This window comes from Glycomyces xiaoerkulensis (assembly GCF_002798405.1).
Lineage (GTDB): Bacteria > Actinomycetota > Actinomycetes > Mycobacteriales > Micromonosporaceae > Glycomyces > Glycomyces xiaoerkulensis.
Map to the genome: position 1 here is coordinate 181335 of NZ_PGGV01000016.1, position 22525 is coordinate 203859.

Here is a 22525-nt window from a genome sequence, read left to right on the forward strand (position 1 = left end):
CGATACTGTCACCCGCCTCCGGCTATCGTCGTGGTGTGTCCCAACCGCTGATCGCCGCCCACCGGGGCGCGAGCGAATTCCTTCCCGAGCACTCGCTCGCCGCCTACCGGCAGGCGATCGTCGAAGGCGCCGACGGGTTCGAGTTCGATCTCCGGCTCACCGCCGACGGCCACCTGGTCCTCCACCATGACCGCACCGTCAAACGCACCTCCGACGGCCGGGGCGCGATCGCCGACATGACCCTCGCCCAGCTCCGCGAACTCAACTTCGCCGCCCGCCACCCCGACTGCCGCTCCGACCCCGAGGCCGCCCGCATCCCCACCATCGAGGACGTCCTCGGACTGGTCGCCGACTCCGGCAGGGACATCCGGCTCTACATCGAGGCCAAGCACCCCTCCAAGTTCGGGCCGCGCCTGGAGATGCGGCTGTGGGAGACCCTGCGGCGCTGGCCCGGCCTCCAGGCCACGGTCATGTCGTTCTCGCGTGCGGCGCTGAAGACCTGGCGCCGGTTGGACAACACCACCCCGCTGGTGTGGATCTTCGAGTACCCGTTCCGCCGCCCTCCCGAAGGGGTGCAAGCGCTGAGCTCGAAGGTCGACCACGTCGAATCGACGCCGACATTCTTCGAACGCGCCCACGAGCAGGGTTACGAGGCGTATGTTTGGACGGTCAATGACGCCGAAACCGCCCAACGCCTCGCCGAGGCCGGCGCCGACGTCCTGTTCACCGACCGCCCCGCCGCGATCAGGAAGGCGCTGACGGATTCGCCCCGATGACGCACTCGGCGTCCGACGTAATGCTGGCGACATCGGCGAGCAGCGGGTAGGTTGCTGTATAGCTGCCGACAGGCGCAACCAGGTGGGAGGGAGTCGCCATGCCAGCCGCCAAACCGGCATCCGAGCGGCTGCGGGTCCCGCACCAGGCCAGCGCCCCCAACCTGGTCCGCCGCTGGCTCCGTTCAGCGCTCCCCGAACTCCCCGACGACAGCCGCGACGACCTGCTGGTATGCGCCACCGAACTGGTCTCCAACGCCGTCAGGCACGCCAAGCCCCTGCCCGGCGGCGACGTCTGCGTCGGCGTCGCCATCCGCGCCACCGACGTCGAGGTCCGCGTCCTCGACGGCGGCTCGGCCACCCACCCGCACGTGCTCCCCATAGACCTGGACTCGGCGCACGGGCGCGGCATGCTCATCGTGTCCAAACTGTCCAGCCGCTGGGGCTCCCGGCCCCTCGGCGACGGCACACAGGAAGTGTGGGCACGAGTCCCCGTACGCTGAACGCGTGTCGAAAAGACCGCTCGCAATAGATCTGTCCCTCTATGCCCTGGCGGCGCTGGCCGCCGGCGCCACCGCGCTCTGGTCGACCCTCGAACCCCACCGGAACTGGGGCGCGATCGCCGTCGGCGGTTACGCTCCGGCCGCGTTCGCGCTCGCCATGCTGCTCGCCCAGGTGGGCGTCACCTGGTTCAAACGGGCGCTGGTGGCGGGCGCGACCGGGGTCGCGGTCGCGGCGATCCCGCTGCTGGCCCAGGCGATCGAACACGCCGACGGGGTGGCCGGCCGCGCCCAGGAGGAGGTCGTGGTCGTAGAGGACGCCGGGCGGCGGCTGCTGGAGACCGGCAGCCCCTATCTGCACGCCGACCAGATCGCCGCGCTGCCGGAGCCGCTGCTGGGCTACTACCCGTACCAGCCGGCGATGGCGCTGTTCGGGGTTCCGGACGCGGTCTTCGGGGACCACTGGTGGTCCGATGCCCGGATCTTCTTCATGCTGGCGGCCGCGGCCTGCCTCTACGGGGCGATGCGGCTGCTGCGGGGCGCCGCCGGGAAGGGCACACTGCTGCGGGCGTTCCAGGCGAGCGTGCTGCTCCCGGTGTGCGCCTTGACGTTCGCCACCGGAGGCGACGACATGCCGGTGGTCTGTTTGGCGGTGCTGGCGCTGGCGCTGTGCTCCCGCGAGCGGTGGTTCGGTGCGGGCCTCGCGGTGGGGGCCGCGGCGTCGCTGAAGCTGTTCGCCTGGCCGGTGGCGGTGGTGCTGGCCTTGCTCGTCCGGCGGCGCGGTCCCGAGTGCCTGCGGCGCCATCTGGGCGGTTTCGCCGTGCCGGTGGCGGTGTCGCTGCTGCCGGTGCTGCTGGTCGACTTCCGGGGCTTCGCCGACAACTCGGTCGCCTTCGGTCTGGGGCACGGCGTGGTGGAGTCTCCGGCGCGGTCGCCGCTGCCGGGCTTCCTGATCGCCGAGTACGTCCCGTTCGGGGACCTGATCGCCCCGGCGCTGCTGGGTGCGGCGGCGGTGCTGATCGCGGCGCTGCTGTGGCAGCGCCCGCCCGAGACCGCGGCGGGGGCCGCGCTGTGGTGCGCCGCGGGTCTGTCGGCGGCGTTCCTGCTGATGCCCGCGACCCGCTTCGGCTATTTGCTGTACCCGGCGATCCTCTTGGGATGGTGGTTGGCGCTGCGCGACGCCGCCGCCGCTGCGCCCGAACGGGCCGCGGCGCCGTCGGGCAGGCGGTCGGCCGGGCCGTCGCTGCTGGTGGAGTGGTGGCGTTGAGGCTCAGATGGCCATGTCGACGAACCGCGACAGGTGGAGCTGCGCGGCCACGGTGATGGTGTCGGTGGCGCCGTTGCGGTGCTTGGCGACGATGAAGTCGGCCTCGCCGGCGCGCGGGGACTCCTTGTCGTAGTAGTCGTCGCGGTGCAGAAGCAGAACCACGTCCGCATCCTGTTCGAGTGAGCCGGACTCACGTAGGTCGCTCAAGGCCGGGCGCTTGTCGGTGCGCTGCTCGGGGCCGCGGTTGAGCTGGGCGACGGCGATGACCGGGCACTCGATCTCCTTGGCCAGCAGCTTGAGTCCGCGGCTGATCTCGGAGACCTCCTGCTGGCGCGACTCGACCTTCTTCGGGGAGGTCATGAGCTGAAGGTAGTCGACCACCAGCAGCTTGAGGTCGTGCCGCTGCTTCAGGCGGCGGGCCTTGGCGCGGATCTCCATCATCGTCATCGACGCGGTGTCGTCGACGAACAGCGGCGCCTCGGAGATGTCGCCCATGCGCTTGGCCAGGCGGGTCCAGTCGTCGTCTGACAGGTCCCCCGAGCGCAGGACGTGCATCGGCACCCGAGTCTCGGCGCTCAGCAGGCGCATCACGATCTCGAGCTTGCTCATCTCGAGGCTGAACAGGGCCGCCGGGTGCCGGTGGTGCAGCGAGGCGTGCCTCATGAAGTCCATAGCGGCGGTGGACTTGCCCAGGCCCGGACGGCCGGCGACGATGACGAGCTGGCCCGGTTGCAGGCCCGAGAGGAGCCGGTCGAGGTCGGCGAAGCCGGTGGGCACGCCGGTGAGCACTCCCTGGTTGGCGCCGATCGCCTCGATCTCGTCCATGGCGGGCTGGAGCAGATCCGACAGCACCGAGAAGTCTTCGCTCTGGCGCTTCTCGGTGACGTCGTAGACGGCCTGCTGCGCCAGGTCGACCAGGTCGTCGATGTCGCTGCCGCCCTGCCCGGAGCCGTAGCCGAGCTGGACGACCCTGGTGCCGGCCTCGATGAGGCGGCGGAGGATCGCCTTGTCCTTGACGATGCGGGCGTAGTACCCGGCGTTCGCGGCGGTCGGGACGGCGTCGAGCAGGTCGTGCAGGTAAGGGCCGCCGCCGACCTTGGCCAGGTCGCCGGAGTCGGCGAGCGCGGCCGCGACGGTGACCGCGTCGGCCGGGTCGCCGCCGGCGAACTTGTCGCAGATGACGTCGAAGATGATGCCGTGGCTGGGCCGGTAGAAGTCGCTCGCCTTGAGCGTCTCCACCACGTCGGCGATGGCGTCCTTGCTCATGAGCATGCCGCCGAGCACGGACTGCTCGGCGGCGAGGTCCTGCGGGGGCGTGCGTTCGAAGGCGCGGGCGCCGCCGAAGCGGTCGTCCTGCGGGGCGGAGTCGAAATACGATGAGCCGTTGGCGCCGTTGGATTCACGCGCGTAGGCGCTGCCCGTGGACACATCGGTCATGTCGCCCACCCCCTCGGTCACCGTGCGTTCACGAAGAATCTACCGCCCGGGTGCGACTGCCCGGGGCCTCAACGACGCTATGTCGTCGCCGCTATTGAAGCAAACGCCCCTGTGGACAACCTGTGGACAAGTCTGTGGACAACCTGTGGATAACTTGGGTGGATCTGTGGACGGACTGTGGACATCAATGAGAACTGCGCTCACATTGCAACCTTGACCAGGTCGTTCGTTATCCACTGCCTGTGGACGAGAATTTCTTCGTGCCAAGTTCACCGGTATGGTGAGGGCGACACCGGACGCGCTCCCATCGGAGGAAGGCTCACATGACGCCGAATCAGCGCCCCGAGCGCCGACCGCGCCTGGACCCCGACGGCGACGATCGCCCCGGCGAGCGGGCGTTCACGCCGACGCTGCTGGTAACGCTGGCCTGGTACGTGGTGCCGGCGATCGCCTACCTGGTGTGGGTGGTCTCGCAACCGGCGGTCGAGGCCAACTGCGCCGCCACCGGCTGCACCGCCGCGGCGCGCATCGCGGCGGCGGTCTCGGGCGGCTGGGCGTGGATAGCCTCCTCGCTGACGGCGAGCCTGCTCGTGGCGGTCCTGCTGCGGCTCCCGCGCGCCGGCTGGCGCGCCGGGGTGGCCGGCACCGCGGCGGCGATCCTCGGCGCGGGGCTGGTGACGGTCATCCTCCGCACGGCCGGCTGGACGAACTGAGCGACCGTTGCCCCGGCGCCGCCGGGCCGGTCGGCGGAATTCGGGGCCGTTCGTCGTGCGCCGGCAGCGCCCGGCCATGCTCGTGGACACACGTCGGAGCCCCCGCGCGGACTCCGACCCCGGCGGACAGATCAAGGCCCGGCCGCCTCAGCGAGGCGGCCGGGCCCGTATCGCGCCGGACGCTACTTCTTGGCGCGGCGCTTGGCCGGGGTGACCTGCAGTTTGAACTTGGCGGTCACCTCCGGGTGCAGTTTCACTTGGACGTCGTAGGTGCCGGTCGCCTTGATGGTCCCCGGCAGCTCCACGCGGCGGCGGTCGACCTTGGGGCCGCCCGCCTCCTCGACCGCCTTCGCCACGTCGGAGGCCGTGATCGAGCCGAACAGTCGCCCGGCGTCGCCCACCCGGGCGACGATGTGGGCGTCGGTCTGCTTCAACCGCTCGGCCACCTGGCGGGCCTGATCCAGATCGTGGATCGCGCGCGCGGCGCGAGCGCGCTGGATCGCGTCGACCTCCTTCTGGCCGCCCTTGGTCCAGGCGATCGCCAGGCCCTGCGGCAGCAGGTAGTTGCGGCCGTAGCCCGGCTTGACGTCCACGACCTCACCGGCCGAGCCCAGGTCGGGGACCTCATGAGTCAGGATGATCTTCATAAGCTCACTCCTTCCTAACGGCTCTGGCTGGTGTACGGCAGCAGCGCCATCTCGCGGGCGTTCTTGACCGCCGCGGCGATCTGCCGCTGCTGCTGGGAGGTCACCCCCGTGACGCGGCGGGCACGGATCTTGCCGCGGTCGGAGATGAACTTCCGCAGCAGCGCCGTGTCCTTGTAGTCGACGTAGGTGATGCCCTCCTTGTTCAGAGGGTTCGGTTTCTTCTTCGGCTTCCGCAGAGGAGCCGACTTCGAATTGGCCATGTCCTTCTTCTTGCCTTACTTCAGATCGATCCGGGCCGGACCCGGTTAGAACGGCGGGTCTTCGTCGAAGCCCTGGCCGGACGAGGAGCCGCCCGCCGGGGCGGCCGACGCCCAAGGGTCGTCCGGCACCGAAGCACCGCCGCCGCCCCCGAACTGGGAACGGCCGCCGCCTCCGCCACTGGTCTTGGTGATCTTCGCCGTGGCGAACCGCAGCGCCGGGCCGACCTCGTCGACGTCGATCTCGTACACCGTGCGCTTCTCGCCCTCGCGGGTCTCGAAGCTGCGCTGCTTCAACCGCCCCTGCACGATCACGCGCGAACCGCGCGACAGGGACTCGGCCACGTTCTCGGCGTACTGCCGCCACACGCTGCAGGTCAGGAACATCGCCTCACCGTCGCGCCACTGACCGGACTCCCGGTCGAAGGTGCGCGGCGTGGAGGCGATCCGGAACTTCGCAACGGCGGCCCCCGAGGGCGTGTACCGGAGCTCGGGGTCGTCGACGAGGTTGCCGATAACCGTGATGACTGTCTCTCCTGCCATGACCTCTACTCCTTAAGGTCTCGCAGTTGCAATGTCGGGTTACCGAAGCTCCGGCCGCAGCACCTTGGTCCGCAGCACCGACTCGTTGAGCCGCATCTGCCGTTCCAACTCCGCCACGGGTGCGGGCTCGGACTGCAGGTCGACGACGGCGTAGATGCCTTCGCTGTTCTTCTCGATCTCGTAGGAGAGACGACGCTTTCCCCAGACGTCGATCTTGTCGACCGCGCCCCCGGCGTCCTTGACGCCCTTCAGGAACTTCTCCAGCGTCGGGCTGACCTGGCTCTCCTCGAAATTCGGTTCGAGGATCACCATGAGTTCGTAATGCCGCAAGATCGCTCCACCTCCTCTGGTCTCGACGGCCACGGTCCTTCCGTGGCAGGAGGATGACTTGCTCGTTGACCGCTCGACGGCGGACAACCCGGTAATCGTACCTGCATATGGGCGGTGCGCCCGCGGCGCGCCGCCCAGGTGTGACGCTACCAATGGCCGCCGACAACGCAGGGCCGCCGCTCGCGCTAAGTTGGGTGTCGTGACGGCTGAGTTCCAATACACCGACCTGCTTCCCATCGGCCCGGACACGACGGAGTACCGCCTGCTGACCGCGGACGGGGTGAACACGGTCGAGGCCGCCGGCAGGCGGTTCCTCACCGTCGAGCCCCGGGTGCTCGCCGACCTGGCCGCCGAAGCGATCCACGACATCTCCCACTACCTGCGCCCGGCGCACCTGGCGCAACTGCGTTCGATCCTCGACGACCCCGAGGCCAGCGGCAACGACCGCTTCGTGGCGATGGACCTGCTCAAGAACGCCGGTATCTCCTCCGGCGGGGTCCTGCCGATGTGCCAGGACACCGGTACCGCGATCGTCATGGGCAAGCGCGGCCAGAACGTCCTGACCGACATGCGCGACGCCGAGCACCTCTCGGAGGGCGTCTGGCGGGCCTACCGGGACCTGAACCTGCGCTACAGCCAGATGGCGCCGCTGTCGATGTGGGAGGAGCGCAACACCGGCTCGAACCTGCCGGCCCAGATCGAGCTCTACGCCGACGGCGGGGACGAGTACAACCTGCTGTTCATGGCCAAGGGCGGCGGCAGCGCCAACAAGTCGTTCCTGTTCCAGGAGACCAAGGCCATCCTCAACCCCGACGCGATGATGGCGTTCCTCGACGAGAAGCTCCGCCAGATCGGCACCGCCGCCTGCCCGCCCTACCACCTCGCGCTCGTCATCGGCGGCACCAGCGCCGAGTACGCGCTCAAGACCGCCAAGTACGCCTCCGCGAAGTACCTCGACGGCATGCCCACCGAGGGCTCGCCCGGCGGCCACGGCTTCCGCGACGTCGAGCTCGAGCAGCGGGTGCTGGAGCTCACGCGCCGGTTCGGGATCGGCGCCCAGTTCGGCGGCAAGTACTTCTGCCACGACGTGCGCGTCGTCCGGCTGCCCCGGCACGGTGCCTCGCTGCCGGTTGCGCTGGCCGTCTCCTGCTCGGCCGACCGGCAGGCGAAGGCCAAGATCACCTCCGAGGGGGTGTTCCTGGAGCGGCTCGAGACCGACCCGGGCCGGTACATGCCCGACACGACCGAGGACGACCTCGACGGCGACGTGGTCCGCATCGACCTCAACCGGCCGATGTCCGAGATCCGCGAGGAGCTGACGAAGTACCCGGTGAAGACCCGGCTGTCGCTGTCGGGTCCGCTCGTGGTCGCCCGCGACATCGCCCACGCCAAGATCCAGGAGCGCCTCGACGCCGGTGAGCCGATGCCCGACTACCTGCGGGAGCACGCGGTCTACTACGCGGGTCCGGCCAAGACCCCCGAGGGCTACGCCTCGGGCTCGTTCGGCCCGACCACCGCCGGCCGCATGGACTCCTACGTAGACCGGTTCCAGGCCGCCGGCGGTTCGTTCGTGATGCTCGCCAAGGGGAACCGTTCGCAGAAGGTGACCGATGCGTGCAAGGAGCACGGCGGTTTCTACCTCGGTTCGATCGGCGGACCGGCCGCGAAGCTCGCCGAGGAGAACATCAGGGCCATGGAGGTCCTGGAGTACCCGGAGCTGGGCATGGAGGCGGTCTGGAAGATCGAGGTCGAGGACTTCCCGGCCTTCATCGTCGTCGACGACAAGGGCAACGACTTCTTCGCCGAGACCCGTGACCCGGTCCTGTCCATCGGCCGCAAACCGAAGATCAAGATCGGGTCGTAGACGACGCTGGGGCGGTCTCAGTCGGTCGGTTCGAAAACGTCGGCGGCGGTCTCGGCCGTCGCCGCCCGCTGGAGCCAACCGAGGTAGATCTGCTCGTCCTCGCAGCGGAGCACGCGGTCCCGGTCTTCGGCGCGCAGCTCGATGCCGCGCATCGACAGCAGGCCGAACAGCGCTTCGGCCCGGCCCTGCACTCGTCCTTGCTCTCGGCCCTGCTCACGGCCCTGCGCTCGGCCCTGCTCACGGCCTTCGGCTCGGCCTTCGGCACGCCCCAGGGCCTTGAGCTCTCGGCGCAGTCCGGAAGCGAACGGGTAGGTCATGGTCATGATTATGCTCCTCCAGTGGTCGTGTGCGCTACCTTCCCCGAGACCGACCTCGATGTACTCGGCGAAGAACTTCGCCGATTCGAGGTCGATCCCGTCGAGGGCCTCGGCCAGGACGTCCAGGGCGATGGCGATGTCGGGGTGGTTCCGATGCGTCAGAGCCGCCATGATGGCCAGCATGATGTCTTCGGCGGCCTGAGCGAGATCGGTGATGAACGGCGTGTTGTCGGGGCCGATGACGAACGGATGGATGGTGGCCGAGGCCCGCCGCTCCGGGCCGAGCGTCATCGGGGCCCGGCAGGCCGCCGCGGTGGCCGGATCGGCGGTCAGGATGATCAGCGTGGCGGGAAGTCCGAAGTACGCCTCGAGGTAGGCCAGGTACCAGTGCCATGCCCGTTGCTTCGCCCGGGTGGGCACGGTCGACTGCGGTTCGATGACCAGGATCTCGGCGCCGGTGTCGGTCTCGATCCGCATCGCCGTGTCCACTTCGCGGATGACGGGCTTGATTTCGGTGAGGTCCGAGTCGATGGCCGCCACGCCTCGGAAGACCGGGAAGTCCTCCCCGAGGCATTCCTTCAGCGCTCGGCGGAACAAGTCCGGGTCGTCCCGGAACAGATGGTGCAGGGCCTCATGAGGTGTTTTCGGCATGAATGGAGATTAAGCGTCAACAACAAGCATGAGGGGTCGTATTTCCGGCGGTGTGTCGCCCTGCGCCGAGGATCACATTGACGGCACCGGGCCGGGCTCGTGCTCGCACGTCGGATCGGGAGCGGGCGGACCCGGTCGGCGTTGTGCGCTCGCCGGGCCCGCCCTGGTTCCGCGGTGGCGGCCGCGGAACGGAGTGGGGCTAAGGGAGGGTCGAGAAGTGGCCGGCCACGGTGTCGGCGAAGTGGTAGCCGCTGGTGGCGTCCCAGTTGACCGACCAGGTCATCGCGCCGCCGATGCCCGGATAGGCCTGGCTCGGCGTGAAGTCGCCGCAGTTGGCCAGCCGGGTCAGGCAGTCGAGGGCGTCGTTGACCATCGCCGGGTCGACGTAGCCGCTCCCGGCGGCGCTCGCCACGGCCGGGAGGCCGAGGCCGACCTGGCTCGGCGCGAGCCCGGCTTCGAGCTGGATGCACGCCTGCGCGGTGATGAAGTCGACGTCGCCCTGCGAGTACACCTGGTCGTCGCAGCCGAGCATCGACCCGGAGTTGTAGTACTGCATGTTGACGATGGTCAGGATGTCCTTGGTGTTGACCGCCAACTGGTAGTATCCGGCGCTCTCGTACTGGAAGTCGATCGTCTGCGGGGCCATGGTGTAGACCAGGTCCGATCCGGCGCCGGCGTGGACGGCCCGCATCGCGGTCTCGATCGCCGAGGCGTCGATGCCGTGCTCGAGATCGATGTCGACGCCGTCGAAGCCGTACTCGTCCATCAGCGAAAGGACCGATTCGGCGAAGGCGTCGGCCGAGGCGGCGTCGTTGATGGTGACGTTGCCCTTCTCGCCGCCCACCGAGATGATGACCTTGCGGCCCTCGGCCTGGATCGCGGCGATGTCGGACTTGAACTCGGCCTCGGTGTAGCCGAGCTGGTTCGCGACGTCCGAGTCGAGGGTGAAGTCGACCGCGCCGACCGGGCTCGGGACGGCGTCGGCGAAGGCCACCGCCACGATGTCGTAGGCGGCGGGGATCTCGGACAGGCGCATCACGGTGGAGCCGTTGTCGAAGTTGTGCCAGTAGCCGGTCAGCGTCGTCTCGCCGTCGCCGGGGGGCGGACCGGTCGTGGGGGCGTCGGTCGGCTCGTCCGTCGGCTCGTCGGTGGGTTCGTCAGTAGGCTCATCGGTCGGTTCGGCGGTGGGGTCGTCACCGGCGCCGTCGCAGGCGCCGAGGTGCTCCCACACGCCCCACTCGCCGGTGGTGCCGGGTTCCTGGCCGCGGGTCCACCACTGGGCGCGGTACTCCTCGTCCTGGTGGCTGACCAGGTCGTCACCCCAGTAGACGGTGTCCGCGTCCCAGGGCTCCCCTTGGCATTCGGCGGCGGACGCGGTGGTCGCGAAGGCGACCGGGACGGCGGCGGCCGCCCCCGCGATCAGGGTGGAGGCGGCGATCAGCGCCGCCGTTCGGGTGCGTTTCAAGGCGCCCTCCATGATAGTAAATATTCCTAACAGAAATTACAATCATGGTTGTCGATTCCCGGTCGCGTGTCAAGAGTCCGCAGGTGGAGAGATTCCCGTCCGCCCGATTTGCCCAGCGCTCCCACGGGCAGCGAGAGGAATCGGTTCAGATTGTCACCGCTTTCATCGCTCCACGTAGCTGAGCAGATCCTGCCTGGTGAGCACCCCGATCGGCTTCCCCTCGGAGAAGACCATCAGCGCATCGTTGTCCTCGAGCACCTCCACCGCCCGATCCACCAGCTCGCCCGAGCCGATGGTCGGCAGCGGGCCGCCGACGTGCCCCTCGATGGAGTCGTGCAGCGTCGCCTTGCCCTTGAACAGGGCGTCCATGAGCTCGCGCTCGGCCACCGCCCCGGCGACCTCGCCGCTCATCACCGGCGGCTCCGCCCCCAGCACCGGCATCTGGCTGACCCCGTACCGGCGCATGATGTCGATCGCCTCGCGCACGGTGTCGTTCGGATGGACGTGGACCAGCTCGGGGATGTCGCCGCCCTTTCCGGCCAGCACCTCGCCGACGGTGGTCGAGCCGGACCCGGCCCCCATGAAGCCGAACTCGGTCATCCAACCGTCGTTGAAGATCTTCGACAGGTAACCGCGCCCGCCGTCGGGCAGCAGCACCACGACCAGCGCCTCGGGACCGGCCTCGCGCGCCACCTCGAGAGCGCCCACCACGGCCATGCCCGCCGAGCCGCCCACCAGCAGGCCCTCCTCGCGGGCCAGGCGGCGGGTCATCTCGAACGACTCCGAATCGGTGACCTCCACGATCCGATCGGGCAGGCCGCGGTCGTAGTTCTCCGGCCAGAAATCCTCGCCGACCCCTTCGACGAGGTAGGGCCGCCCCGATCCGCCCGAGTAGACCGAGCCCTCGGGGTCGGCGCCGACGATCTGGACCCGGTCGCCGGAGACCTCCTTGAGATAGGCGCCGGTGCCTGTGATGGTCCCCCCGGTGCCGATGCCGGTCACGAAATGAGTGATCTCCCCGTCGGTCTGCTCCCACAGCTCCGGGCCGGTCCGGTGGTAGTGCGAAGCCGGATTGGCCGGGTTGGAGTACTGGTCGGGCTTCCACGAGCCCTCGATCTCGGTCAGCAGCCGATCGGAGACCTTGTAGTACGAGCGCGGGTCCTCCGGGTCGACGGCGGTGGGGCACACGACCACCTCGGCGCCGTAGGCCTTGAGCACGTTCCGCTTGTCCTCGGAGACCTTGTCGGGGCAGACGAACACGCACCGGTAACCGCGCTGCTGGGCCACCATCGCCAGCCCCACGCCGGTGTTGCCGCTGGTGGGCTCCACGATCGTGCCCCCGGGCCCGAGGGAGCCGGAGGCCTCGGCCTCGTCGACCATACGCACGGCGATGCGGTCCTTGACCGAACCGCCGGGATTGAGGTACTCGATCTTCGCCAGCACCGTCGCCGCCACCCCGTCGGTGACCGAATTGAGCCTCACCAGGGGGGTGTCTCCGATGAGGTCGAGAACCGTCTCGTAATAACGCACCCTCACAGCCTATGCCCCGTTGACGTGCGACGGAAGGACTCTCGTCACCGTGTCGTCGCCGCTTGGAAAACGGTCCCGCAGCGTGGATACGATGGGCCGCGGCGACACCGACGCCGCCGGACTCAGCGAGAATCGGACATGCACGCTGAGTAGATCCAGGGCTCCGACGGCGTCGCCGAGGGGCCACTCGAGAAAAGTAGGGAGACTCGGTACATGAGCACCGCCGACATCGGAGTGGTCGGACTGGCCGTCATGGGCTCCAATCTCGCCCGCAACTTCGCCCGCCACGGCTTCACCGTCGCGGTCTACAACCGCACCTACGCCAAGACCGAGGAGCTGATCGCCGAGCACGGCGGCGAGGGCGACTTCGTCCCCTCCGAGGAGCTCGCGGACTTCGTAGCCTCCCTCAAGCGGCCCCGCAAGGCCATGATCATGGTGCAGGCCGGACCCGCCACCGACGCCGTGATCGAGCAGCTCGCCGAGCTCATGGAGCCCGGCGACATGATCATCGACGGCGGCAACGCCCACTTCGAGAACACCCGCCGCCGCGAGGCCGCGCTGCGCGAGCGGGACATCCACTTCGTCGGCACCGGCGTCTCCGGCGGCGAGGAGGGCGCGCTCAACGGCCCGTCCATCATGCCCGGCGGCTCCGAGGAGTCCTACGCGAGCCTCGGCCCCATCCTGGAGGCCATCGCCGCCAAGGCCCCCGACGGCACCCCGTGCTGCACCCGCCTCGGCCCGGACGGGGCCGGACACTTCGTCAAGATGGTGCACAACGGCATCGAATACTCCGACATGCAGCTCATCGGCGAAGCCTATGACCTGCTGCGCCGCGGCGCGGGAATCGAACCGACCGAGCTGAGCAAGATCTTCTCCGAGTGGAACGGCGGCGAGCTCGACTCCTACCTGATCGAGATCACCGCCGAGGTGCTGGGCCACACCGACGCCGCGACCGGCAGGCCGTTCGTCGACGTCGTGCTCGACCGGGCCGGCCAGAAGGGCACCGGCCGGTGGACGGTGCAGAACGCGCTCGACCTCGGCGTCCCGGTCACCGGCATCGCCGAGGCCACCTTCGCGCGGGCGCTCTCGAGCGGGACCACGCAGCGCGAGGGCGCCGTCGGCGTCCTGGCCGGGCCCGACGGCAGGGTCGACCTGCCCGAGACCTTCGTCGAGGACGTGCGCCAGGCGCTGTACGCCTCCAAGATCGTGGCCTACGCCCAGGGCTTCGACCAGCTCACCGCCGCCAGCGCCGAGTACGACTGGGACATCGACCTGGGCTCGTGCGCGACGCTGTGGCGGGCCGGCTGCATCATCCGGGCCGGGTTCCTCGACAAGATCACCGCCGCCTGGCGCGAGAATCCGGAGCTGCCGACGCTGCTGGCGGCCCCCGAGTTCACCAAGATCGTCACCGACGCCCAGGAAGCCTGGCGGCGCGTGGTGGCCACGGCGGTGCGGGCCGGCATCCCGACCCCCGGCTTCTCGTCGGCGCTGGCCTACTACGACGGCCTGCGTTCCAAGCGCCTTCCGGCCGCGCTGGTCCAGGGTCAGCGGGACTTCTTCGGCGCGCACACCTACCGGCGGGTCGACCGGGAGGGCGTCTTCCACACCGAGTGGTCCGCCGACCGCTCGGAGACCGAGCTGTAGCACGAACCGAGCCTCCGAACGGCGGGGCCGACCCGGTCATCCGGGTCGGCCCCGCTTTGCTGTGCAGTGACTCCGAACACATATGCACCATACGGTTTCCACACGGAACCTACGGGTGTACATTCGAGGAAACCCACTGGTTTCCTCAAGGAACGGAGCAGGATATGCCAACCATCACCGTCGACGACGCCAAGGTCCACTACGAGATCAGCGGTAACGGCCCCAAGACCGTGCTCGTCCACGGCACCGGCTCGGGCGGCGCCGAGCTCGTCTGGGGCCAGGCCCCGGACGAGTTCACCGAGGGCCGCACGATCGTGCTCCCGGACCTGTCCGGGGCGCGCAACACCGTCGACGACGGCGGCGAGCTGACCGTCGAGCGTCTGGTCGGGCAGATCATCGCGGTCGTCGAGGACTCCGGGGGAGGGCCGGCCGACCTGGTCGGCTTCTCCCTGGGCGGCACCCTGGTCGCGGCGGCCGCCGCGCGCCGGCCCGATCTGGTCCGCCGGGTGGTCAGCGTCGCCGGGTTCCCCCACGCCGACCACCCGGCGATGCGGCAGAGCTTCGAGCTGTGGCGGTCGCTGGCCTCCGACCCCGAGCGGTTCGGGAAGTTCGCCACCGTGGCCGCGTTCAGCCCCGGGTTCCTCGGGGGGCTCGACGAGGGGACCCTGGCGGCGGTCAACGCCGGCATGGTCCCCGACGAGGGCACGCTGCGGCACATCGACCTGGACCTGCGCGTCGACATCCGCGAATCGCTGCCGCGCGTGGCCGCGCCGACCCTGGTCATCGGGAACCGCAAAGACGGGACGGTGCCGGTCGACCTGACCGCCGAACTGGCCGAGCGCATCCCCGGCAGCACCTACGTCGAATTCGACAGCGGCCACATCACCTTCGCCGAACAGCCCCGACGGTTCTTCGAGGAGGTGTCGGCCTTCCTGCGTTGAGGCCGCCAGCCGGAGGGGTCCGGGCCCCTCCGGTCAATAGACTGAGGTCCGCATGAACGCAACGGAAGGGCGGAGATGGGGACCGACGTCGTCTGGACCGGCAGGCCCGACAAGCACCGCGCCATCGTGCGCGCGGCCAACCTGGTGTTCGGCCGGGACGGGTTCGCGCGCGCGACGGTCGATGCCATCGCCCGGGAGGCCGGTGTGTCGAAGAAGACCATCTACAACCACTTCGACGACAAGGCGGCGCTGTTCCGCCTCGCCGCCCTCGAAGCGACGCACGAGCTCTCGGACGCCATCGCTCTCCTGGCCGACCGGCACCTGCGCAAGATCCTCGACCTCGAGCGGGACCTGATCGACTTCGGCGTCGACCGGGTGCAGGCGATCTTCAACGCCCCCGAGGAGCACGCCGCGATCGCCCGGACCGTCCGCGCCGAGGTCAAGCACCTCCCGCGGGAGGTCGTCGACGCCTGGCTGGAGGCCGGTCCGGTCCGGTCGCAGCGCGACATCGCCGCGCATTTCCTGGCGATGCGGGAGCGGGGGCTGCTCGACTTCGAGGACGCCGACAAGGCAGCCGCGTATTACACGCTGCTGAGCTTCACCCCGATAGCCGAGCGCACCTTCCTCGGGGCCTTGCCGATCGGGGACGAGGAGATCCAGCAGATGGTCGCCGAGGGGGTGCGGATGTTCCTACGGCTCTATGGGGCCGAGACCAACTAGGCGAACGGCCTGCCGGCAGGTTCGAGCCGCAGCGGTTCGACCGGGACGTCCCCGGCGGTGAGGAGCTTGACCAACCGGAGCAGCGGCTCTGCCCTGCGCAGGCCGTCGGTCGAGGCGATCCGGTCCACGTGGATCCACCTGAACTCGAGGTCCTGCTCATAGGCCTCGCCACCGCAGATGCGCGGCTCGAAACGGGCGGCGCGGGTGAAGAAGAAGTGGTTCTCCTGCACGAATGGGGCCTCGTCCTTCCAGCCCCGGAAGAGCTGGCGGGCGACCGGTCCGATGAGCTCCTCGGCGGGAACGACGAGTCCGGTCTCTTCGAACAGTTCTCGGGCCGCGGCCTCGGCCAGGGCCTCGCCGGGGTCGATGCCGCCGCCGGGGATGATCCAGGACGCCGGCCGCTCGGGAACCGCGGCGCGACCGATGAAGAGGACGTGGTCCCGCTCGTCGATGACGATGCCGCGCGCTCCGCGCCGATCGATACGGGGTGCTTCGTCGATCGCGCGCATCGGTCAAGTATCCCGGGACGCTCGGCGGCCGTCCAGTCTCGTTCGGGCACCGGTCGTCAGGCGCCGCATCGGATTTCGGTCCGGGACCGTTCAGGGCGTCGCCCCTCCCGGGATCGGGCAGCGCTTGAGGTCGCCGCGCCATCCGGGCCAGTCGAGTTCGACCGGCACGGCCGGGATGTCTCCGCTGACGCACCGCTCCACCAGCGCGGCTATCGGTACGGGGAAGACCGAGTCGTCGACCTCCCGGAGCTGATCCGGCCCCAGCCAAGCGTACCCGGTGATCTCTTGGACCTCGGTCCCTTCCAGGCCGTCGAAGTCGAGGTCGAACCGCGGTGTCCGCAGGAAGAAGTACGAAGCCTCCTCCTGACCGAACCACAGTTCGCCCGCGGTGCGCGCGACCGTCGGCTCGAGATCGCTCGGGGCGACGCGCAGGCCGGTTTCCTCGAACACCTCCCGCGCCGCCGCCTCGGCGAGGGACTCCCCCTCGTCGACCGCGCCGCCGACGGTGACGAAATACTGCGATTCCGGAGTCACGAAACCGGAGCTGTGCAGCAGGAGCACCCGGTCGCTCTCATCGACGATGAGGACCCGAGCGGAGCGGCGCCGCACGAGAGGTTCGGGAGGATTCCTCATGACCGCCAGGCTAGCCCGATGGACCGGACCGCCGGAACCTCCGGCGAACGGTCGCAATAACGGGCCGGTTCAGTCGTGGCGAAGACCTACAGATCGCGGTACTCTTCGAATAGCTGTCCAGCTTCTTCGCGAGTCACCGGGATCGCCCGGTACTCGCGTACCGTCCGCTCAGTCGAGTCACGCAACCGCATCGGTCAGCGCTTCTCGGTCCTCAGCGGGAAGTCGACTTTGCAGTCTCTGCACTCGGATCATGGCGTCGGCCGCCTCGCAGACGCGGGCGATCTCCACATCGGCCGAAGACATCCGGGCCAAACCGTGCGACGCCAGCCACATGACCACCTCGGCCCAGGAGTAGAGGCTCACTCTCGGCCGAGCGACTTTCGGCGCAGGGAACCCTCCGGGGCCCCGCCGACCGGTAGCCCAGTGATCCGCAGTGGCAAAGGTCCGATCGGTGCGCTCGGCGATTTCGCCGAACGTGACAAGGTCCTCGGAGACGCCGGTCAGTTCGATACCGGCCAGGCGACCTTGCCGGATCGCCGAGACCACGGCTTTCACCGCAGATGGTGCTTCCCGATCGAACATCGCCTGCCCCTGGCCACCTGTGCAAGGGTCGAGCGAGATCACAGCATCGTCCCAGCCCGCTTCGTACAAGGCGTCAATGACGTCCCCACCGGGTGGGGCGGTGAATCGCAGTTCAAAGGCGTAGAAGTGCGTCACTGCCATGCTCAATCGAGCTTGTCGGCGAGGCTCACGACCGTTACGTCCATCGAGGAGTCCGCCGGGAAGTTCATCGCGGACGGCTCGGCCTTGGCCGCCACCAGATGGGAACCCAGGGCCGCGACCATCGCGCCGTTGTCGGTGCACAGCTTCGGCTTCGGGAAGCGGAGTGTCAACCCGGCCCGCTCGGCCCGCTCCACGGCCATGCTGCGGAGCCGGGAGTTCGCCGCCACCCCGCCGCCGAGGAGCAATGTCTCCACGCCCTGCTCCTTGGCCGCCAGGATCGCCTTGCGGCTCAATACGTCGCAGACCGCCTCCTGGAAGGCGGCGGCCACATCGTTCACCGGGATGTCCTTGCCTTCGGCCCGCTGCGCCTCGATCCACCGGGCGACCGCGGTCTTGAGCCCGGAGAACGAGAAGTCGTAGCGGTGCCGCTCCATGTCCTTGGCGGCGGTCAGGCCGCGCGGGAACTCCACGAACGCCCGGTCGCCCTCGCGGGCAGCCTTGTCGATGTACGGCCCCCCGGGGAAGGGAAGGCCCAGCAGGCGCGCGACCTTGTCGAAGGCCTCGCCGGCGGCGTCGTCGATGCTGGCGCCGAGCTGGCTGACCTCGCCGGCCAGATCCTCGACCATCATGATCGTCGAGTGCCCGCCGGAGACGAGCAGCCCGATCGACGGCTCCGGAATCGGGCCGTTCTCCAGCGTGTCGACCGCGATGTGAGCGCTGAGGTGGTTGACTCCGTACAGCGGCACGCCTGTCGCGAGCGAGTACGCCTTCGCCGCCCCCACCCCGACCATGAGCGCCCCGGCCAGGCCCGGCCCGGCGGTCACGGCGATGCCGTCGAGGTCGTGCAACGTCACCCCCGCCTCGTCGAGGGCGCGCTGCACGGTCGGCACCATCGCCTCCAGGTGAGCACGCGAGGCGACCTCGGGGACCACCCCGCCGTACCTCGCCTGCTCCTCCACCGAGGAGGCCACCTCGTCGGCGAGCAGATCCGTCCCCCGCACGATCCCGACCCCGGTCTCGTCGCACGAGGTCTCGATGCCCATCACCAACGGTTCACTCATCTATAGATCCATCCTCATCACCGCGGCGTCGGTGCCGGTGAACTGGTAGTAGTTCTTGCGCACGCCGATGCCGTAGAAACCGTACCGGTCGTACAGCCGCTGGGCCGACCCGTTGTCGACCGCGACCTCCAGGAACACCGCCTTCGCGCCCGCGAGGCGGACTCGGGAGAGCAGGTCGCTCATCAGCATCGTGGCGATACCGCGCCGCCGCACCGCCGGGTCCACTGCGATGTTGTTGATCCAGGCCTCGTTGCCGCCCAACGCCACGCCCGCGTACCCCAGGAGGCGGTCGCCGTCGAAGACGGCCCGGTAGTCGTGCCCGGCGGCGAGTTCGGTCCACAGCAGGCCCTCGCTCCAGGCCTCGGGGCCGAAGACCGCCTGCTCGATCCGGGCCACGGCCGGCAGGTGCCACCAGCGCAACCGGCCGATCCGCAAGTCCCCGTCCACCATTACACCTCTACCACGCCTAGGGGCTGACCGGTTTCGCGTCCGGGCGGCGCAGGTACAGCGGCGTCAACCGCTCGGTGGGCGCGCCGTCGCGGACGCGCGGCACGGCCAGCTCGACGAGCTTCACCGGATCCGGGTAGACCGGACGTTCCTCGGCCGGGATGCGAAGCCGCTCGGCGTACTTGGCCGCGCCCTCGCCGAGCGCGTAGTCGGCCTCCAGGTCGGGCAGCTCGGCGGGCTTGCCGACCTGCGGATCGCCCTGGCGGGCGCCGTTGTGGTAGACGGCCCAGTAGATCTCCTTGCGACGCGCGTCGGTCGCCACCAGCGCCCGGCCGCGCGCGCTGCCGCCGATCCCGTCGAGCGAGCAGACCCCGTAGACCGGGATGCCGCGCCCGGCGGCGAAGGTCGCGGCGGTGACCATCCCGACCCGCAGCCCGGTGTAGGGGCCGGGGCCGGTGCCGGCCACGACCGCATCGATACCGCTCGGCTTCAGGTTCGACTCTTCCAGGCACGCTTCGATGAACGGGGAGAGTCGCTCGACGTGTCCGCGGCCGTCGATCTCGCGGCGGAAGGACTCCAGGTACAGCTCGTCGCCGTCGATCTGGACGATCGCGGCCTGGACGGCGCTGGTCGAGGTGTCGACGACGAGGACGTTCATGCGGCCGCGCCCACCGGCTCCGCGAGGGTGTCGACGCGCTCGGCCCAGTCGCCGCCGCGGGGGTGGAGCGCGATCTCGCGGGACTCGTCGCCGTGGCGCTCGATCGCGACCTCCAGGTGGGACTCGGCCAGGCGTTCAGCCAGGCCGGCACCCCATTCGACGACGGTGACCGAGTCGGCCGCGTCGGTGTCGAGGTCGAGGTCGTCGAGTTCGTCGAGGCCTTCCAGCCGGTAGGCGTCGACGTGGAGGAGGGGCAGCCCGGCGGGCCCGGCGCGGTGGCCGCGGGCGATGACGAAGGTCGGGCTGGTGATGCGGCCGGCGACCTCGAGGCCGTCGCCGATGCCCTGGGTGAGGGCGGTCTTGCCGGCCCCGAGCGGGCCGGTGAGGATCACGAGGTCGCCCGCGCGGAGCAGCGCCGCGAGGCGCTTCCCGAATTCGTGCGTGCAGGCGGCTGTCGGCATGGTCAGCCTCACGATGTCACTCCTCTGTCTGCGTCGGTTTCCGCGCCCGATGCGGCCCGGGAGAACGGGGTCCACGACCGGTCGCCGCGGCGTTCGGGGCCCGCGGCCCGGCGGGGTCGCCGCGGGTGGGCGGCGTTCCCGCTCACCACGGCGGTTCCGGACGGGCCGATGTCGACCGCGACTTTGTCAATTATCTCCAACAGCAGTTGTGAGATCTCCCCAGGATACTCGAGCTGCGGCGAGTGGGCCGCCTCGGCTATGAGCGCGAACCTGGAGCCCTTGATCGCGTCCGCCAGGCGCCGCGAATGCTGCGGCGGCGTCAGGATGTCGCTGTCGCCCACCACGACCAGGACCGGCATCCGCTCGAACTCGTGCAGGGTGGCCGTCTCGTCGTGGTCGAGGATAGCGCGCACGTAGCCGACGACGCTTTGCAGCGGGGTGTGGCGGTTCATGCGTTCGACCAGTTCGACCAGCGAATGCGGCGGATCGGACCCCGCGAAGGCGTTGCGTCGCACCACCAGGTAACCGATGTCGCCCGACAGGAGCCGGGCCCGGTCGATCAACTGCGGAGTCCAGCCGGGGATCTGCTGGAGCATCGGCAGGACCGTCCGCCGCATCCGCCGCAGGGCCCGCATCGGCTTGGTCTCGACGGTGTCGAGCCCGGCCGCACTGGTCGACAGGAACGCCGTCCCCTTGACCCGCTCGCGGAACCGCTCGGGGTAGAGGCGCGCGAACGCCTGCATCGTCATCCCGCCCATCGAGTGGCCGACCAGCACCAGCGGCCCGTCGGGGGCGGCGGCCGCGATCACGTCCCACAGGGTCGCGGCGAGGTCCTCGATCGAGTATTCGGTGCTCGGCAGGGGTCCGGACCGGCCGTGGCCGGGCTGGTCGTAGAACACCGCCCGCATCGTGCAGCCGGCAGGTGCGGCTTCGGCGATCGCCTTGCGCTGGAAGTAGAAGGTGGAGGAGTCGTGCAGGTAGCCGTGGGCGAACACCACGGTGAGGTCGGCGTCGTCGGGGCCGACCGTCTCCACGTGTACCGGCACGCCGTCGCGGCTGACGACGGTCCGCACCGAGGTCGTCGGCGGCAGTTCGAACGGTTCGGTCGCGTACGGGTCGCCGGTGCCGGCGCCGTCGCGGGAGCGCCGGGCGAGGTAGCGGGGCAAGGCGACCGCGAGCGCGGTCCCGGCGGCGAGGCCCCCTGCGATCCCGCCGGCGAGGGCCGCCCGGCGTGCGGTGCGTCTGCTCAATGCAACCCCCGGTTCCAGTAGCGGGGGACGCGGTCCCCGATGCCGGTGAGGATCTCGTTGGGGATCGTCCCCGCCCACGCCGACCAGTCGTCGGCGTCGGGATGCTGGTCGCCGGCGCCGATGAGAATGACCGGCTCGCCGGGCTTGACCAGCTCGTCGCCGAGGTCGACCACGAACTGGTCCATGCAGATCCGGCCCAGGATCGGGCGGCGCCGCCCGGCCAGGTAGACCTCGGCGCTGCCGGAGGCGATGCGCGGGATCCCGTCGGCGTACCCCAGCGGCACCAGCGCCACGTTCGAGTCGCGTTCGAGGTGGTGGGTGTGCCCGTAGGAGATGCCGGTCCCGGCCGGGAGCCGCTTGACGGTCATGACGTGCCCGCGCAACTCCATCACCGGCCGCAGGTCCACCGCGATCTCGGGCACCGGGTTGTAGCCGTAGAGGGCGATGCCGGGCCGCACCAGATCGTAGTGGGTCTCGGGGTCGCTGATGAGCGCCGCGGAGTTGGCCAGGTGCCGCACCTCCGGTTCGAGACCGGCGGCGGCGACCGCGGCGAGGAACCGCTCGAAGGCGGCCTTCTGCTCATCGCCCGCCGGATGCCCGATCTCGTCGGCGCAGGCCAGGTGGCTCCAGGCGCCGACGACCTCGATCGCGCCGGCGGCCCGGTGCTTGGCGGCGGCCTCGCCGTACGCCTCCCACTCGGCCTCGACCACGCCGCCGCGGGAGATGCCGGTGTCGGCCTTGAGGTGGACGCGGGCCGCACGGCCGGCCCGTTCGGCCGCGGCGGCAACTGCCTCCAACTGGGGCACCGAGGAGATCCCGATCTCGGCTCCGGCCCCGATCGTCTCGGCCAGGCCCGGCTGGTCGGGCGTGTACATGAACGCCATGACCGGCACCCGGCTCAGGTCGGGCAGGCGCCGCAGCCGCCAGGCCTCGCGCAGCGTCGCCACGCCGAATCGGGCCGCCCCGGCCTCGGCGGCGATGCGCGCGGCCGGGACCAGGCCGTGGCCGTAGGCGTCGGCCTTGATCATCGCCATCTGCGGCGCTGCGGTGAGCCCGGCCAGCGTCTCGACGTTGTGCGCCAGGCGGCGCCAGTCCATGCTCGCCTTGGCCAGGCCCGCCATGTCCCCCGACACCGGCTCGGACACGATGCGGTAGTTGTCTATCGCCACGGTTCAAGATTACGT

Annotated in this window: 25 protein-coding genes; 8 read left to right on the plus strand and 17 right to left on the minus strand. The window is 69.9% G+C overall.

The window, feature by feature from the left end:
• Positions 1–35 precede the first annotated feature (35 nt).
• From CUT39_RS20185 to CUT39_RS06515, 3 genes are all read left to right on the plus strand, one after another.
• Positions 36–776 (plus strand): glycerophosphodiester phosphodiesterase, encoded by a 741-nt coding sequence (locus tag CUT39_RS20185; protein WP_157930516.1) that lies wholly within the window; start codon positions 36–38, stop codon positions 774–776.
• 98 nt (positions 777–874) lie between these two features.
• Entirely contained in the window at positions 875–1276 is a 402-nt protein-coding gene (locus CUT39_RS06510) for an ATP-binding protein (RefSeq protein WP_100445157.1), read from the plus strand.
• Positions 1277–1280: 4 nt separating this feature from the next.
• Positions 1281–2540: a glycosyltransferase 87 family protein gene (locus CUT39_RS06515; RefSeq protein ID WP_100445158.1), complete on the plus strand. Its 1260-nt coding sequence runs from the start codon at positions 1281–1283 to the stop codon at positions 2538–2540.
• A 3-nt stretch (positions 2541–2543) separates the two neighbouring features.
• Here the strand turns inward: CUT39_RS06515 and dnaB are convergent, their stop codons facing one another.
• On the minus strand, positions 2544–3977 hold the full coding sequence (dnaB, locus tag CUT39_RS06520) for a replicative DNA helicase (RefSeq protein ID WP_100445355.1): 1434 nt from the start codon (positions 3975–3977) through the stop codon (positions 2544–2546).
• Between the two features lie 323 nt (positions 3978–4300).
• Here dnaB and CUT39_RS06525 point away from each other — a divergent pair, with 323 nt between their 5' ends.
• Positions 4301–4690 carry a hypothetical protein gene (locus CUT39_RS06525; RefSeq protein WP_100445159.1) on the plus strand — a complete coding sequence of 130 codons (390 nt, stop codon included), beginning with the start codon at positions 4301–4303 and terminating at the stop codon, positions 4688–4690.
• Positions 4691–4872: 182 nt separating this feature from the next.
• Here the strand turns inward: CUT39_RS06525 and rplI are convergent, their stop codons facing one another.
• From rplI to rpsF, 4 genes are read right to left on the minus strand one after another with little or no spacing between them, the layout of a single operon-like run.
• The gene (gene rplI / locus CUT39_RS06530; protein WP_100445160.1) at positions 4873–5337 is read right to left on the minus strand and encodes a 50S ribosomal protein L9; all 465 of its coding nucleotides are present in this window, start codon (positions 5335–5337) and stop codon (positions 4873–4875) included.
• Positions 5338–5351: 14 nt separating this feature from the next.
• Positions 5352–5597, minus strand: coding sequence for a 30S ribosomal protein S18 (rpsR, locus tag CUT39_RS06535; protein WP_100445161.1), 246 nt, complete (start codon positions 5595–5597; stop codon positions 5352–5354).
• Positions 5598–5642: 45 nt separating this feature from the next.
• A complete protein-coding gene (locus CUT39_RS06540; RefSeq protein ID WP_100445162.1) occupies positions 5643–6137 on the minus strand; it encodes a single-stranded DNA-binding protein in 495 nt (164 codons plus the stop codon).
• Positions 6138–6176: 39 nt separating this feature from the next.
• Positions 6177–6467, minus strand: a complete 291-nt coding sequence (rpsF, locus tag CUT39_RS06545) for a 30S ribosomal protein S6 (protein ID WP_100445163.1) — start codon at positions 6465–6467, stop codon at positions 6177–6179.
• Between the two features lie 199 nt (positions 6468–6666).
• Here rpsF and CUT39_RS06550 point away from each other — a divergent pair, with 199 nt between their 5' ends.
• Positions 6667–8331 (plus strand): fumarate hydratase, encoded by a 1665-nt coding sequence (locus tag CUT39_RS06550; protein ID WP_100445164.1) that lies wholly within the window; start codon positions 6667–6669, stop codon positions 8329–8331.
• A 17-nt stretch (positions 8332–8348) separates the two neighbouring features.
• On the opposite strand, the gene CUT39_RS06555 is transcribed toward CUT39_RS06550, so the two are convergent.
• The 3 genes from CUT39_RS06555 to CUT39_RS06565 form a co-directional block, all read right to left on the minus strand.
• Entirely contained in the window at positions 8349–9299 is a 951-nt protein-coding gene (locus tag CUT39_RS06555; RefSeq protein WP_157930517.1) for a hypothetical protein, read from the minus strand.
• A gap of 199 nt (positions 9300–9498) precedes the next feature.
• Positions 9499–10764 (minus strand): chitinase, encoded by a 1266-nt coding sequence (locus tag CUT39_RS06560; RefSeq protein ID WP_232805632.1) that lies wholly within the window; start codon positions 10762–10764, stop codon positions 9499–9501.
• Between the two features lie 162 nt (positions 10765–10926).
• Positions 10927–12294: a cystathionine beta-synthase gene (locus tag CUT39_RS06565; protein WP_100445167.1), complete on the minus strand. Its 1368-nt coding sequence runs from the start codon at positions 12292–12294 to the stop codon at positions 10927–10929.
• Between the two features lie 213 nt (positions 12295–12507).
• On the opposite strand from CUT39_RS06565, the gene gndA reads away from it, so the two are divergent.
• From gndA to CUT39_RS06580, 3 genes are all read left to right on the plus strand, one after another.
• Entirely contained in the window at positions 12508–13938 is a 1431-nt protein-coding gene (gene gndA, locus CUT39_RS06570; protein ID WP_100445168.1) for an NADP-dependent phosphogluconate dehydrogenase, read from the plus strand.
• A 164-nt stretch (positions 13939–14102) separates the two neighbouring features.
• The gene (locus tag CUT39_RS06575; protein ID WP_100445169.1) at positions 14103–14879 is read left to right on the plus strand and encodes an alpha/beta fold hydrolase; all 777 of its coding nucleotides are present in this window, start codon (positions 14103–14105) and stop codon (positions 14877–14879) included.
• Between the two features lie 75 nt (positions 14880–14954).
• Complete coding sequence (locus CUT39_RS06580; RefSeq protein WP_100445170.1) at positions 14955–15599, plus strand: TetR/AcrR family transcriptional regulator; 645 nt, start codon at positions 14955–14957, stop codon at positions 15597–15599.
• Here CUT39_RS06580 and CUT39_RS06585 read toward each other — a convergent pair.
• The 9 genes from CUT39_RS06585 to alr all read right to left on the minus strand — a co-directional run bounded on the left by CUT39_RS06585 (position 15596) and on the right by alr (position 22462).
• On the minus strand, positions 15596–16108 hold the full coding sequence (locus CUT39_RS06585) for an NUDIX domain-containing protein (RefSeq protein ID WP_100445171.1): 513 nt from the start codon (positions 16106–16108) through the stop codon (positions 15596–15598). The genes CUT39_RS06580 and CUT39_RS06585 overlap by 4 nt on opposite strands.
• Before the next feature lie 90 nt (positions 16109–16198).
• Positions 16199–16741, minus strand: coding sequence for an NUDIX hydrolase (locus CUT39_RS06590; protein WP_100445356.1), 543 nt, complete (start codon positions 16739–16741; stop codon positions 16199–16201).
• 177 nt (positions 16742–16918) lie between these two features.
• The gene (locus tag CUT39_RS06595; RefSeq protein ID WP_157930518.1) at positions 16919–17458 is read right to left on the minus strand and encodes a hypothetical protein; all 540 of its coding nucleotides are present in this window, start codon (positions 17456–17458) and stop codon (positions 16919–16921) included.
• 8 nt (positions 17459–17466) lie between these two features.
• Positions 17467–18525 carry a tRNA (adenosine(37)-N6)-threonylcarbamoyltransferase complex transferase subunit TsaD gene (gene tsaD, locus CUT39_RS06600; RefSeq protein ID WP_100445173.1) on the minus strand — a complete coding sequence of 353 codons (1059 nt, stop codon included), beginning with the start codon at positions 18523–18525 and terminating at the stop codon, positions 17467–17469.
• Positions 18526–18972 carry a ribosomal protein S18-alanine N-acetyltransferase gene (gene rimI, locus CUT39_RS06605; RefSeq protein WP_408611112.1) on the minus strand — a complete coding sequence of 149 codons (447 nt, stop codon included), beginning with the start codon at positions 18970–18972 and terminating at the stop codon, positions 18526–18528. It abuts the gene before it with no gap.
• Positions 18973–18991: 19 nt separating this feature from the next.
• Positions 18992–19630 carry a tRNA (adenosine(37)-N6)-threonylcarbamoyltransferase complex dimerization subunit type 1 TsaB gene (gene tsaB, locus CUT39_RS06610; protein ID WP_100445174.1) on the minus strand — a complete coding sequence of 213 codons (639 nt, stop codon included), beginning with the start codon at positions 19628–19630 and terminating at the stop codon, positions 18992–18994.
• Positions 19627–20091, minus strand: coding sequence for a tRNA (adenosine(37)-N6)-threonylcarbamoyltransferase complex ATPase subunit type 1 TsaE (gene tsaE / locus CUT39_RS06615; RefSeq protein ID WP_100445358.1), 465 nt, complete (start codon positions 20089–20091; stop codon positions 19627–19629). Before tsaE ends, tsaB begins: the two co-directional genes overlap by 4 nt.
• 8 nt (positions 20092–20099) lie before the next feature.
• A complete protein-coding gene (locus tag CUT39_RS06620) occupies positions 20100–21341 on the minus strand; it encodes an alpha/beta fold hydrolase (RefSeq protein WP_157930519.1) in 1242 nt (413 codons plus the stop codon).
• On the minus strand, positions 21338–22462 hold the full coding sequence (gene alr, locus CUT39_RS06625; protein WP_198586949.1) for an alanine racemase: 1125 nt from the start codon (positions 22460–22462) through the stop codon (positions 21338–21340). The genes CUT39_RS06620 and alr overlap by 4 nt, the downstream gene beginning before the upstream one ends.
• Between the last annotated feature and the right edge of the window lie 63 nt (positions 22463–22525).